The following is a 12,834-nucleotide window of genomic DNA, read 5'->3' as shown; positions in this document are numbered from 1 at the left end:
TATATAGCGCCGCGAGGAGTGTAGTCGCAGATGGCAAAACAAAAAAAACGTGGCTTCTTTTCCTGGTTGGGTTTCGGTGAAAAAGAGCAAGAAACAGAACAGAAAACCGAAGAACAGCAGGTTGTAGAAGAGCCGTCACAGCCTGAAACGCCTGTCGAAACCGCTGCGGTTGTCGAAGCGGAAGAGCCAGCCCACAGCAAAGAAGAGATTGAATCCTTTGCCGAAGAGGTGGTTGAGGTTACTGAACAGGTTCAGGAGAGCGAAAAACCAGAGCCGGTTATCGTTGAAACCCTTAACGAAGCGCCGCAGGCCGCTATCGAACACGAAGAACTGCCGCTGCCGGAAGAGGTGAAAGCTGAAGAGGTTTCTGCCGAAGAGTGGCAGGCCGAAGCGGAAACCGTTGAAATTGTTGAGGCGGTGGAAGAAGAAGCGGCCCTTGAGCCAGAGCTGACCGACGAAGAGCTGGAAGCCCAGGCGCTGGCGGCGGAAGCGGCTGAAGAAGCGGTCATCGTCGTGCCGGTGGAAGGGCAGGCCGAAGAAGAGATCGTTCAGGAGCAGGAAAAACCGACCAAAGAAGGTTTCTTCGCGCGCCTGAAGCGCAGCCTGCTCAAAACCAAAGAAAACTTAGGTTCCGGATTTATCAGTCTGTTCCGCGGCAAAAAGATCGACGACGATCTGTTTGAGGAGCTGGAAGAGCAGCTGCTGATTGCGGACGTGGGCGTGGAAACCACCCGGAAGATCATCGCCAACCTGACCGAAGGGGCGAGCCGCAAACAGCTGCGTGACGCCGAGGCGCTGTACGGCCTGCTGAAAGACGAGATGGGTGAAATTCTCGCAAAAGTTGACGAACCGCTTAATATTGAAGGCAAAATGCCGTTTGTTATCCTGATGGTTGGCGTCAACGGCGTGGGCAAAACCACCACCATCGGCAAGCTGGCGCGCCAGTTTGAGCAGCAGGGCAAATCGGTGATGCTGGCGGCGGGCGATACCTTCCGTGCGGCAGCGGTGGAACAGCTTCAGGTGTGGGGCCAGCGCAACAATATTCCGGTTATTGCTCAGCACACCGGCGCGGATTCCGCGTCCGTGATTTTCGATGCCATCCAGGCGGCGAAGTCGCGTAACGTGGACGTGCTGATTGCGGATACCGCAGGGCGTTTGCAGAACAAATCGCACCTGATGGAAGAGCTGAAGAAAATCGTTCGCGTCATGAAGAAGCTGGACGAAGATGCACCGCATGAAATTATGCTGACTATCGACGCCAGCACCGGACAGAACGCCATCAGCCAGGCGAAACTGTTCCATGAAGCGGTAGGACTGACCGGGATCGCGCTGACCAAGCTGGACGGTACCGCGAAAGGCGGGGTGATCTTCTCCGTGGCCGACCAGTTCGGCATTCCTATCCGTTACATCGGTGTGGGCGAGCGTATTGAGGATTTACGTCCGTTTAAAGCGGACGACTTTATTGAGGCACTATTTGCCCGAGAGGACTAACAATGATTCGCTTTGAACACGTCAGCAAGGCCTATCTCGGCGGGAGACAAGCGCTACAGGGGGTGACATTCCACCTCCAGCCAGGCGAGATGGCATTCCTGACCGGCCATTCCGGCGCGGGGAAAAGTACCCTGCTCAAGCTGATCTGTGGGATCGAGCGGCCAAGCGCCGGGAAAATCTGGTTCAGCGGCCATGAAATTAGCCGTCTTAAGAACCGTGAAGTGCCGTTCCTGCGTCGTCAGATTGGCATGATTTTCCAGGATCACCACCTGCTGATGGATCGCACGGTTTTCGATAACGTCGCGATCCCGCTGATTATTGCTGGCGCCAGTTACGATGATATCCGCCGTCGCGTTTCGGCGGCGCTGGATAAGGTCGGGCTGCTGGACAAAGCGAAGAACTTCCCGATCCAGCTCTCCGGCGGTGAGCAGCAGCGCGTGGGTATCGCCCGCGCGGTAGTGAACAAGCCTGCCGTTTTGCTGGCGGATGAACCGACCGGTAACCTGGACGATGCCCTCTCTGAAGGGATCCTGCGTCTGTTTGAGGAATTTAACCGCGTGGGGGTCACGGTACTGATGGCGACGCACGACATGGGGCTGATCTCCCGCCGTTCGTACCGCATGCTGACCCTGAGCGACGGGCATTTGCACGGAGGCCACGGTGAATAAGCGTGATGCAATGAACCAGATTCGGCAGTTCAGCAACCGGTTTGACCGTTTCCGCAAGCCTCAGGGCGGCGGGGACGGCAATCGCAATGCGCCTAAGCGTGCCAAAGCGGCACCGAAACCGAACTCCCGCAAAACCAACGTCTTTAACGAGCAGGTGCGGTACGCCTTCCAGGGCGCGTTGCAGGATCTGAAAAGCAAACCGCTGGCGACGTTCCTGACGGTGATGGTGATTGCCATCTCCCTGACGCTGCCCAGCGTCTGCTACATGGTTTACAAAAACGTAAACCAGGCGGCGTCACAGTACTATCCGTCGCCGCAGATCACCGTTTATCTGGATAAAGCCCTCGACGATAACGCGGCGGCTCAGGTGGTGGGGCAGATTCAGGCCGAGCAGGGCGTGGAGAAGGTGAACTATCTTTCCCGCGATGAAGCGCTGGGTGAGTTCCGCAACTGGTCCGGATTCGGCGGCGCGCTGGATATGCTTGAAGAGAACCCGCTGCCCGCCGTGGCGGTGGTGATCCCGAAACTCGATTTCCAGGGCACGGATTCGCTCAACACCCTGCGCGACCGCATTACCCGCATTAACGGGATTGATGAAGTGCGCATGGACGACAGCTGGTTTGCCCGTCTTGCCGCCCTGACCGGGCTGGTAGGACGCGTGTCGGCGATGATCGGCGTGCTGATGGTGGCGGCGGTGTTCCTCGTCATCGGTAATAGCGTGCGCCTGAGCATCTTCGCCCGTCGCGATACCATCAACGTGCAGAAACTGATTGGCGCAACGGATGGTTTCATCCTCCGCCCGTTCCTTTACGGCGGCGCGTTATTAGGTTTTTCTGGTGCATTTCTTTCATTGATATTGTCAGAAATTTTGGTGATGCGGCTGTCGTCTGCCGTGACTGAAGTGGCGCAGGTTTTCGGAACTAAGTTTGATATCAGTGGCTTAGGGTTCGATGAGTGCCTGCTGTTGCTGCTGGTGTGCTCCATGATCGGCTGGGTGGCGGCATGGCTGGCAACGGTTCAACATTTACGCCACTTTACTCCCGACTAATAAAAGCGTGATATAATCTTTCCCTGCACCGAGATGTTCGCTTGCAGGGAAAGCGTCCCTGTTGTCTCTTCCCCTGTAATCATCTTCATGTCACATTTTGTGCGTAATTTATTCACTGTTGCACCTGGAACTTGTGGATAAAATCACTGTCTGATAAAAGAGTGAATGCTAATCTCGTTGCTCAAACGCTTTGGCATGGTTGTTGCCTGACGGGGACAACCTGGACCAGAAGAAACATTGAGAGGAATGAATGACCAAAGAAATGCAAACTTTAGCTTTAGCCCCTGTTGGTAACCTGGAATCTTACATCCGGGCTGCGAACACCTGGCCGATGTTAACGGCTGAGGAAGAAAAGGAGCTTGCTGAAAAGCTGCATTACCAGGGCGATCTGGAAGCAGCTAAAACGCTGATCCTGTCTCACCTGCGCTTTGTTGTTCACGTTGCTCGTAATTATGCGGGCTACGGCCTGCCGCAGGCGGACCTGATTCAGGAAGGTAACATTGGCCTGATGAAGGCGGTACGTCGCTTTAACCCGGAAGTGGGTGTGCGACTCGTCTCCTTCGCCGTGCACTGGATCAAAGCGGAAATTCACGAATACGTCCTGCGTAACTGGCGTATTGTGAAAGTCGCCACGACGAAAGCGCAGCGCAAACTGTTCTTCAACCTGCGTAAAACCAAGCAGCGTCTGGGCTGGTTCAATCAGGATGAAGTGGAAATGGTGGCGCGCGAGCTGGGCGTTTCCAGCAAAGACGTCCGCGAGATGGAATCCCGTATGGCCGCCCAGGACATGACGTTTGATATGTCTGCCGACGATGACGCGTCCGACAGCCAGCCGATGGCCCCGGTTCTGTATCTACAGGATAAAACCTCTAACTTTGCTGACGGCATTGAAGAGGATAACTGGGAAGACCAGGCGGCGAACAAGCTGACCTTCGCGATGGAAGGCCTCGACGAGCGTAGCCAGGATATCATTCGTGCCCGCTGGCTGGACGAAGATAACAAGTCCACGTTGCAGGAACTGGCCGACCGCTACGGCGTCTCCGCTGAACGTGTGCGTCAGCTTGAGAAAAACGCCATGAAAAAACTTCGCGCCGCTATCGAAGCGTAATTTCCGCGAAGTACACCGAGAACCCTCGAATGCAAATTCGGGGGTTTTGTTTTTTTAGCGCCCGCTCTGGCGAATTTCTTCCCCCTGGCAAACACTTACTGATGCGCTAAGCAGGCGACTTTCAGAGGGTGACAGGGTGAAAAATAACGAACTGAACGACCGGCGTTTACAGGCGACGCCGCGCGGTATCGGCGTCATGTGTAACTTCTATGCCGATAAAGCCGAAAACGCCACGGTGTGGGACGTGGAAGGTAATGAGTATATTGATTTTGCCGCCGGGATCGCCGTGCTGAATACCGGGCATCGCCATCCTAAAGTTATCGCCGCCATCGAAAAACAGCTTCACGCCTTTACCCATACCGCTTATCAAATCGTCCCCTATGAAGGCTATGTGGCGCTTGCCGAGCGCATCAACCAGCGCGTACCCATAGAGGGGCCAGCCAAAACCGCCTTCTTCTCAACGGGGGCGGAAGCGGTCGAAAACGCGGTGAAAATCGCCCGCGCGTACACCAGACGTCCCGGCCTTATCACCTTCGGCGGCGCGTTCCACGGCCGTACCTTTATGACCATGGCGCTGACCGGCAAAGTGGCGCCCTATAAGCTCGGCTTCGGCCCGTTCCCCGGCTCGGTGTACCACGCGCAATTCCCCAACAGCCTGCACGGCATCAGTACCGCCGAAGCGTTAAAAAGCCTGGAGCGCATCTTCAAAGCCGATATCGCGCCCGAACAGGTGGCGGCAATCATTATTGAACCGGTTCAGGGCGAGGGCGGGTTCAACGTCGCGCCCGCTGATTTTATGCAGGCGCTGCGTGCCCTGTGTGATACCCACGGGATTTTACTGATTGCCGACGAAGTGCAAACCGGCTTCGCGCGTACCGGCAAGCTGTTCTCCATGGAAAATCACTGCGTGAAGCCCGATCTGATCACCATGGCGAAAAGCCTGGCGGGCGGGATGCCGCTCTCTGCCGTCTCTGGCCGGGCGGAGGTGATGGATGCGCCCGCGCCGGGTGGGTTGGGCGGCACCTACGCGGGTAACCCGCTGGCGATTGCGGCGGCCCATGCGGTGCTGGATGTGATTGACGAGGACGATCTCTGCACCCGCGCGTCTCATCTCGGGCATCATCTGGTCGAGGTGCTGAATAAAGCGAAGGATGGTTGTCCGTATATCGCCGATATCCGTGGGCAGGGCTCGATGGTGGCGGTGGAATTTACCGATCCGCAAACCGGACAGCCGTCGCCGGAATTTACCCGTCAGGTTCAGGAGCGCGCGTTGAACGAAGGGCTGCTGCTCCTGAGCTGCGGCGTTTACGGCAACGTTATTCGCTTCCTCTACCCGCTCACCATCCCCGAAGCGCAGTTCCGTAAAGCGCTGGATATTATTTCCGCCTCGCTGACACGATAAAGCCAAAAGCCCGGCTGAAATGACGGTCGGGCTTATCATATTTTCATTTCAAATTAGCTATTCCAAAATCATAAAAATGGGGTATGTTTTAGCAGAGTATGCTGAAAAAGCGCGAACAGCACGCCTATAACTGAAATAAAGCGCTACACAACAACATCACAACAATCGTTATAACCATAATAATGGGGAATCTCAGGATGAACATGAAGGGTAAAGCGTTACTGGCAGGATGTATCGCGTTGGCATTCAGCACTATGGCCCAGGCCGATATTAAAGTGGCTGTGGTGGGCGCGATGTCCGGTCCGGTAGCACAGTACGGCGACCAGGAATTTACCGGCGCGGAACAGGCGGTTGCAGACATTAATGCTAAGGGCGGCATCAAGGGCGAAAAGCTGCAAATCGTAAAATATGACGATGCCTGTGACCCGAAACAGGCGGTCGCGGTGGCGAACAAAGTGGTAAACGACGGGATCAAATACGTTATTGGTCACCTGTGCTCCTCTTCCACCCAGCCCGCGTCTGACATCTACGAAGACGAAGGCATTCTGATGATCACGCCGGCCGCGACGGCGCCAGAGCTGACCGCGCGCGGCTATAAGCTGATCCTGCGTACCACCGGTCTGGACTCCGATCAGGGGCCAACCGCCGCGAAATACATCGTGGAAAAAGTGAAGCCGCAGCGCATCGCGATTGTTCATGACAAACAGCAGTACGGCGAAGGCCTGGCCCGTGCGGTGCAGGATAACCTGAAAAAAGCGAACGCCAACGTGGTGTTCTTTGACGGTATTACCGCCGGTGAGAAAGACTTCTCGACCCTGGTCGCGCGTCTGAAGAAAGAAAATATCGATTTCGTTTACTACGGCGGCTACCACCCGGAAATGGGGCAGATCCTGCGCCAGGCGCGTGCGGCGGGTCTGAAGACGCAGTTCATGGGGCCAGAAGGTGTCGCGAACGTTTCCCTGTCTAATATCGCGGGTGAATCCGCTGAAGGGCTGCTGGTGACCAAACCGAAGAACTACGACCAGGTGCCTGCGAACAAACCTGTTGTCGATGCCATCAAGGCGAAGAAACAGGATCCAAGTGGTGCGTTCGTCTGGACCACCTACGCAGCGTTGCAGTCTCTGCAAGCGGGCCTGAACCAGTCAGCCGATCCGGCGGAGATTGCCACCTGGCTGAAAGCGAACTCGGTGGAAACCGTGATGGGGCCGCTGTCCTGGGATGAGAAGGGCGATTTGAAGGGCTTCGAGTTCGGCGTGTTTGACTGGCATGCCAACGGCACGGCGACAGACGCAAAATAAACGCAAAAAGGCAACGCAAGTTGCCTTTTTTAATGTTTTCTCCCTCTCCCCGTGGGAGAGGGCCGGGGTGAGGGCATCAGGCCGCTCAGCCCTCTTTTGCCCGGTGGCGCTTCGCTTACCGGGCCTACAATAAGCACCTCGCAGCCGCCACCCGGCTTTCTTTTAGCGCTTCTCCCACCCGTTCGCCTGCGCCGTAAACCCTAACGCCTGCATAAACGCCGCCATCACGCCGCGATCCTCCACGCCCACGTCGGCCATCCACCAGGAGGTTACGCTCGGGTTTTCGCGGATCACCTCTTCAATCAAATACTGCCCGACCCCGCGACGACGGGTCACGTCGCGCACGCGCAGGGAATCCAGCGCCCCTTCCGTGCCGCTCAGCGTTACGCGAACGGCGGCCAGCAGACGTTCATTAAAACGCGCGGCATAGATGCGGTGGTTTTCATCGACGGCCAGCGATGAAGGGGAATATTCCGGCCAGATCTTGCCCAGGTCGATACGATCCTGGTCGCTAAAGGTCACCAGACGCACGATAGTCAGTTTCATTAGCTGCTTGTCCAAATCAAAAAGAGTAGGGCCAGTGTACTCAATTTATTTGCTCAGGCGCTTTCTCTTTTTCTTCCCATTTACCAGGTGATTAGTTTTTTGGCAGCGCGATGGGCAGTTTGAAAACACATGGATCGAAAAATAAGCAGAATTTTAACCTGAAGGGCAGTGATTTATTCGGCGCTTTGTACCGTTATTTTATGCTGCAAACCGCGCTTTTATTTGTTTATCTCCGCCTGATTTCAGAATATTATCTTTGCTTAATCGCCTGAAAAATAGAGATTTTAGTCTGGTTTTTGACAAAAAACTGCGCTAAACCATTAAAGGCACTGGTAAAAATAGCGTTGTTCATAAAAAGTACAGAATGCTTTTTAACCATAATAAAACAAAATATAAACATGACATCACGAATGGGGATTCAGAGATGAAAAGGAACGCGAAGACGTTAATCGCGGGGATGGTCGCACTGTCGATCTCGCATGCCGCTATGGCAGACGACATTAAAGTTGCGGTAGTGGGGGCGATGTCCGGCCCTGTTGCCCAGTGGGGTGACATGGAGTTCAACGGCGCGCGTCAGGCCATCAAAGATATCAACGCCAAAGGCGGCATCAAAGGCGACAAGCTGGTAGGCGTGGAGTATGACGACGCCTGCGATCCTAAACAGGCCGTCGCGGTCGCCAACAAAATCGTTAACGACGGTATCCAGTACGTCATCGGGCACCTGTGTTCTTCCTCCACGCAGCCTGCGTCTGATATCTACGAAGACGAAGGCATTCTGATGATCACCCCGGGTGCCACCAACCCGGAACTGACCCAGCGCGGCTACCAGCACATCATGCGTACCGCCGGTCTGGACTCCTCTCAGGGGCCAACCGCCGCCAAATACATCCTCGAAACCGTTAAGCCGCAGCGTATCGCCATCATTCATGATAAACAGCAGTACGGCGAAGGCCTGGCGCGTTCCGTACAGGACGGCCTGAAAAAAGGCGGCGCAAACATCGTCTTCTTCGACGGCATTACCGCTGGTGAGAAAGACTTCTCCGCGCTGATCGCCCGCCTGCAAAAAGAGAATATCGACTTCGTTTACTACGGCGGCTACTACCCGGAAATGGGGCAGATGCTGCGCCAGGCGCGCGCCACCGGCCTGAAAACCCAGTTTATGGGGCCAGAGGGCGTCGGTAATGCCTCCCTGTCCAACATCGCGGGCGATTCTGCCGAAGGCATGCTGGTGACGATGCCAAAACGCTATGACCAGGATCCGGCGAATAAGGCTATCGTGGATGCGCTCAAGGCGCAGAAGAAAGATCCGAGCGGTCCGTACGTCTGGATCACCTACGCGGCCGTGCAGTCTCTGGCCACCGCGCTGGACCGTACCGGCAGTAAAGAGCCGCTGGATCTGGTGAAAGATTTAAAAGCACACGGGGCGAACACCGTGATTGGGCCGCTGAACTGGGATGAGAAAGGCGATCTGAAGGGATTTGAGTTTGGTGTCTTTAAGTGGCACGCCGACGGGTCTTCCTCGGTCGCCAAATAATCATCCCACCGCCCGGCTCACCGGGCGGATATAAAAAGGTTTTCTTATGTCCGAGCAGTTTCTCTACTTCTTGCAGCAGATGTTTAACGGCGTCACGCTGGGTAGCACCTACGCGCTGATCGCCATCGGCTACACGATGGTTTACGGCATTATCGGCATGATCAACTTCGCCCACGGCGAGGTGTACATGATCGGTAGCTATGTCTCCTTTATGATTATCGCCGCGCTGATGATGATGGGCATCGACAGCAGCTGGCTGCTGGTGGCCGCCGGGTTTGTCGGCGCGATTGTGATCGCCAGCGCCTACGGCTGGAGTATTGAACGGGTGGCCTACCGGCCGGTGCGCAGCTCCAAACGCCTGATCGCGCTGATCTCCGCCATCGGTATGTCCATTTTCCTGCAAAACTACGTCAGCCTGACCGAAGGTTCACGCGACGTGGCGCTGCCTAGCCTGTTTAACGGCCAGTGGATTGTGGGGGCCAGCGAAAACTTCTCCGCCTCTGTCACCACCATGCAGCTGGTGATCTGGGTTGTGACCTTTATTGCCATGCTGGCCCTGACCCTGTTCATCCGCTACTCCCGCATGGGACGCGCCTGCCGCGCCTGCGCGGAAGATCTGAAGATGGCGAGCCTGCTCGGGATTAACACCGACCGCGTGATTGCCCTGACCTTCGTGATCGGCGCAGCGATGGCGGCGGTGGCTGGCGTGTTGCTCGGCCAGTTCTACGGCGTAATCAACCCGTACATCGGCTTTATGGCCGGGATGAAAGCCTTCACCGCGGCGGTACTGGGCGGCATCGGCAGCATTCCGGGCGCGATGATCGGCGGCCTGATCCTGGGCGTGGCCGAAGCGCTCTCCTCGGCGTACCTGAGCACCGAATATAAAGATGTGGTGTCGTTTGCCCTGCTGATTCTGGTTCTGCTGGTCATGCCTACCGGTATTCTGGGCCGTCCGGAGGTAGAGAAAGTATGAAACCGATGCATTTTGCGATGGCGCTGCTCTCTGCCGCCATGTTCTTCGTCCTGGCGGGCGTCTTTATGGGCGTCCAGTTAGGACTGGACGGCACGAAGCTGGTGGTGGATACCGCTCCCGACATCCGCTGGCAGTGGGTGTTTATCGGCACCGCTGTGGTGTTCCTGTTCCAGCTGTTGCGTCCGCTGTTCCAGAAGACGCTGAAAAACGTCTCCGGGCCGAAATTCGTCCTGCCGGCGATCGACGGTACAACGGTGAAACAGAAGCTGTTCCTTGTGGCGCTGCTGGTGGCTGCCGTGGCGTGGCCGTTTATGGTCTCGCGCGGGACGGTGGATATTGCCACCCTGACCATGATCTACGTGATTCTGGGGCTCGGTCTGAACGTGGTGGTGGGGCTGTCTGGCCTGCTGGTGCTGGGCTACGGCGGGTTCTACGCCATCGGCGCGTACACCTTCGCGCTGCTGAACCACTATTACGGCCTCGGCTTCTGGACCTGTCTGCCGCTGGCGGGGCTGGTCTCTGCCGCGGCGGGCTTCCTGCTCGGCTTCCCGGTGCTGCGCCTGCGCGGTGACTATCTGGCGATTGTGACCTTAGGCTTCGGCGAAATCGTCCGTATTCTGCTGCTCAACAATACCGAAGTGACCGGCGGTCCGAACGGCATCAGCCAGATCCCGAAACCGACCTTCTTCGGCCTGGAGTTCAGCCGTACCGCCCGTGAAGGCGGCTGGGATACCTTCAGCAATTTCTTTGGCATCAAGTACGATCCGTCCGACCGCGTGATCTGGCTCTATCTGGTGGCGCTGCTGCTGGTGGTGATTACCCTGTTCGTGATCAACCGTCTGCTGCGCATGCCGCTGGGCCGCGCGTGGGAAGCGCTGCGCGAAGATGAGATCGCCTGCCGCTCCCTGGGCCTGAACCCGACCCGCATCAAGCTGACCGCATTTACCATCAGCGCCGCGTTTGCCGGTTTCGCCGGGACGCTGTTTGCCGCACGTCAGGGCTTCGTCAGCCCGGAATCGTTCACCTTTGCCGAATCCGCCTTTGTGCTGGCGATTGTGGTGCTCGGTGGAATGGGCTCGCAGTTCGCCGTGATCCTCGCGGCTATCCTGCTGGTGGTCTCCCGCGAGCTGATGCGCGACTTTAACGAATACAGCATGTTAATGCTGGGTGGTTTGATGGTGCTGATGATGATCTGGCGTCCGCAGGGTCTGCTGCCGATGACCCGTCCACAGCTGAAGTTGAAACGCACACAGGCGAAAGGAGAGCAGGCATGAAGCCTTTATTATCCGTTAACGGCCTGATGATGCGTTTTGGCGGCCTGCTGGCGGTCAACAATGTGAATCTGGATCTGCACAAGAAAGAGATTGTCTCCCTGATTGGCCCGAACGGCGCGGGAAAAACCACGGTCTTTAACTGTTTGACCGGCTTCTACAAGCCGACGGGCGGCACCATCATGCTGCGCGACCAGCACCTTGAAGGGCTGCCGGGCCAGCAGATTGCCCGCATGGGCGTGGTGCGTACCTTCCAGCACGTGCGTCTGTTCCGCGAGATGACGGTGATTGAGAACCTGCTGGTGGCACAGCATCAGCAGCTGAAAACCGGCCTCTTCTCCGGCCTGCTGAAAACCCCGGCCTTTCGCCGCACGCAGGAGGAGGCGCTCGACCGCGCCGCGACCTGGCTCGACCGTATCGGCCTGCTCCAGCACGCTAACCGTCAGGCGAGCAACCTCGCTTACGGGGATCAGCGTCGCCTTGAGATCGTGCGCTGCATGGTGACCCAGCCGGAGATCCTGATGCTCGACGAACCAGCGGCAGGTCTCAATCCGAAAGAGACCAAAGAGCTGGACGAGCTGATTGCCGAGCTGCGCGACCATCACGACACCACCATCCTGCTGATTGAGCATGACATGAAGCTGGTGATGGGCATTTCGGACCGTATCTACGTGGTAAACCAGGGCACGCCGCTGGCAAACGGCACGCCGGAAGAGATCCGCAACAACCCGGACGTGATCCGCGCATACCTTGGTGAGGCATAAGATGGAAAAAGCGATGTTAACGTTCGACAAGGTCAACGCGCACTACGGCAAGATCCAGGCGCTGCACGACGTCAGCCTGCACATCAATCAGGGCGAAATCGTCACCCTGATTGGCGCCAACGGCGCGGGTAAAACCACGCTGCTCGGCACCCTGTGCGGCGACCCGCGCGCCACCAGCGGGCGGATTGTGTTTGACGGCAAAGATATTACCGACTGGCAGACGGCTAAGATCATGCGTGAAGCGGTGGCGATTGTCCCGGAAGGGCGCCGCGTATTCTCCCGCATGACGGTGGAAGAGAACCTGGCGATGGGCGGTTTCTTCGCCCATCGGGATGAATTCCAGACCCGCATCAAGTGGGTGTACGAACTCTTCCCGCGCCTGTGGGAGCGTCGTATTCAGCGAGCGGGCACCATGTCCGGCGGCGAGCAGCAGATGCTGGCGATTGGCCGCGCGCTGATGAGCCAGCCGCGCCTGCTGCTGCTGGACGAACCGTCGCTCGGTCTGGCGCCGATTATTATCCAGCAGATCTTCGACACCATCGAGCAGTTGCGTAAAGAGGGGATGACCATCTTCCTCGTCGAGCAGAACGCCAACCAGGCGCTGAAGCTCGCCGACCGTGGCTACGTGCTGGAGAACGGGCGCGTGGTGCTCTCCGATACCGGTGACGCGCTGCTGGCGAACGAGGCGGTGCGGAGCGCGTACCTCGGAGGCTAAGCCGTCTGTGTTGCCC

The 12,834-nt window shown here is 57.1% G+C and carries 12 protein-coding genes; 11 read left to right on the top strand and 1 reads right to left on the bottom strand.

Annotation, left to right across the window (positions count from 1 at the left end; genetic code table 11):
* Positions 1 to 30 precede the first annotated feature (30 nt).
* From ftsY to livJ, 6 genes are all read left to right on the top strand, one after another.
* Positions 31 to 1,491 (top strand): signal recognition particle-docking protein FtsY, encoded by a 1,461-nt coding sequence (gene ftsY / locus ACQG0T_RS21750; RefSeq protein WP_058686432.1) that lies wholly within the window; start codon positions 31 to 33, stop codon positions 1,489 to 1,491.
* 2 nt (positions 1,492 to 1,493) lie between these two features.
* Positions 1,494 to 2,159: a cell division ATP-binding protein FtsE gene (ftsE, locus tag ACQG0T_RS21745; protein ID WP_006812284.1), complete on the top strand. Its 666-nt coding sequence runs from the start codon at positions 1,494 to 1,496 to the stop codon at positions 2,157 to 2,159.
* The gene (gene ftsX, locus ACQG0T_RS21740; RefSeq protein ID WP_017384126.1) at positions 2,152 to 3,207 is read left to right on the top strand and encodes a permease-like cell division protein FtsX; all 1,056 of its coding nucleotides are present in this window, start codon (positions 2,152 to 2,154) and stop codon (positions 3,205 to 3,207) included. Before ftsE ends, ftsX begins: the two co-directional genes overlap by 8 nt.
* Before the next feature lie 250 nt (positions 3,208 to 3,457).
* Positions 3,458 to 4,315 (top strand): RNA polymerase sigma factor RpoH, encoded by an 858-nt coding sequence (rpoH, locus tag ACQG0T_RS21735; RefSeq protein WP_000159624.1) that lies wholly within the window; start codon positions 3,458 to 3,460, stop codon positions 4,313 to 4,315.
* 136 nt (positions 4,316 to 4,451) lie between these two features.
* Positions 4,452 to 5,717, top strand: coding sequence for a 4-aminobutyrate--2-oxoglutarate transaminase (locus ACQG0T_RS21730; RefSeq protein WP_047062431.1), 1,266 nt, complete (start codon positions 4,452 to 4,454; stop codon positions 5,715 to 5,717).
* A 197-nt stretch (positions 5,718 to 5,914) separates the two neighbouring features.
* Entirely contained in the window at positions 5,915 to 7,015 is a 1,101-nt protein-coding gene (livJ, locus tag ACQG0T_RS21725; protein ID WP_015571474.1) for a branched chain amino acid ABC transporter substrate-binding protein LivJ, read from the top strand.
* Between the two features lie 162 nt (positions 7,016 to 7,177).
* On the opposite strand, the gene panM is transcribed toward livJ, so the two are convergent.
* Positions 7,178 to 7,561: an aspartate 1-decarboxylase autocleavage activator PanM gene (gene panM, locus ACQG0T_RS21720; RefSeq protein ID WP_015571473.1), complete on the bottom strand. Its 384-nt coding sequence runs from the start codon at positions 7,559 to 7,561 to the stop codon at positions 7,178 to 7,180.
* Positions 7,562 to 7,985: 424 nt separating this feature from the next.
* Between panM and livK the strand changes: the two genes are divergently transcribed.
* The 5 genes from livK to livF are packed head-to-tail and all read left to right on the top strand — an operon-like array spanning position 7,986 to position 12,818.
* Complete coding sequence (gene livK, locus ACQG0T_RS21715; protein WP_023295547.1) at positions 7,986 to 9,095, top strand: high-affinity branched-chain amino acid ABC transporter substrate-binding protein LivK; 1,110 nt, start codon at positions 7,986 to 7,988, stop codon at positions 9,093 to 9,095.
* 46 nt (positions 9,096 to 9,141) lie between these two features.
* Positions 9,142 to 10,068, top strand: a complete 927-nt coding sequence (gene livH, locus ACQG0T_RS21710) for a high-affinity branched-chain amino acid ABC transporter permease LivH (protein ID WP_003861540.1) — start codon at positions 9,142 to 9,144, stop codon at positions 10,066 to 10,068.
* The gene (locus ACQG0T_RS21705; protein WP_003861542.1) at positions 10,065 to 11,342 is read left to right on the top strand and encodes a high-affinity branched-chain amino acid ABC transporter permease LivM; all 1,278 of its coding nucleotides are present in this window, start codon (positions 10,065 to 10,067) and stop codon (positions 11,340 to 11,342) included. The genes livH and ACQG0T_RS21705 overlap by 4 nt, the downstream gene beginning before the upstream one ends.
* Complete coding sequence (gene livG, locus ACQG0T_RS21700; RefSeq protein ID WP_003861544.1) at positions 11,339 to 12,103, top strand: high-affinity branched-chain amino acid ABC transporter ATP-binding protein LivG; 765 nt, start codon at positions 11,339 to 11,341, stop codon at positions 12,101 to 12,103. Before ACQG0T_RS21705 ends, livG begins: the two co-directional genes overlap by 4 nt.
* A gap of 1 nt (position 12,104) precedes the next feature.
* Entirely contained in the window at positions 12,105 to 12,818 is a 714-nt protein-coding gene (livF, locus tag ACQG0T_RS21695; RefSeq protein WP_015571469.1) for a high-affinity branched-chain amino acid ABC transporter ATP-binding protein LivF, read from the top strand.
* Positions 12,819 to 12,834: the final 16 nt, after the last annotated feature.

Source organism: Enterobacter cloacae complex sp. 302F9 (genome assembly GCF_050030335.1).
GTDB lineage: Bacteria > Pseudomonadota > Gammaproteobacteria > Enterobacterales > Enterobacteriaceae > Enterobacter > Enterobacter hormaechei_C.
This window is presented reverse-complemented; position numbering and strand designations above follow the sequence as displayed.

What these genes read in the sequence shown, in the direction of transcription:
- ftsY (WP_058686432.1), top strand. Translation starts at nt 31, where the DNA reads ATGGCAAAACAAAAAAAACGTGGCTTCTTTTCCTGGTTGGGTTTCGGT.
- ftsE (WP_006812284.1), top strand. Translation starts at nt 1,494, where the DNA reads ATGATTCGCTTTGAACACGTCAGCAAGGCCTATCTCGGCGGGAGACAA.
- rpoH (WP_000159624.1), top strand. Translation starts at nt 3,458, where the DNA reads ATGACCAAAGAAATGCAAACTTTAGCTTTAGCCCCTGTTGGTAACCTG.
- livJ (WP_015571474.1), top strand. Translation starts at nt 5,915, where the DNA reads ATGAACATGAAGGGTAAAGCGTTACTGGCAGGATGTATCGCGTTGGCA.
- panM (WP_015571473.1), bottom strand. Translation starts at nt 7,561, where the DNA reads ATGAAACTGACTATCGTGCGTCTGGTGACCTTTAGCGACCAGGATCGT.
- livK (WP_023295547.1), top strand. Translation starts at nt 7,986, where the DNA reads ATGAAAAGGAACGCGAAGACGTTAATCGCGGGGATGGTCGCACTGTCG.
- livH (WP_003861540.1), top strand. Translation starts at nt 9,142, where the DNA reads ATGTCCGAGCAGTTTCTCTACTTCTTGCAGCAGATGTTTAACGGCGTC.
- ACQG0T_RS21705 (WP_003861542.1), top strand. Translation starts at nt 10,065, where the DNA reads ATGAAACCGATGCATTTTGCGATGGCGCTGCTCTCTGCCGCCATGTTC.
- livG (WP_003861544.1), top strand. Translation starts at nt 11,339, where the DNA reads ATGAAGCCTTTATTATCCGTTAACGGCCTGATGATGCGTTTTGGCGGC.
- livF (WP_015571469.1), top strand. Translation starts at nt 12,105, where the DNA reads ATGGAAAAAGCGATGTTAACGTTCGACAAGGTCAACGCGCACTACGGC.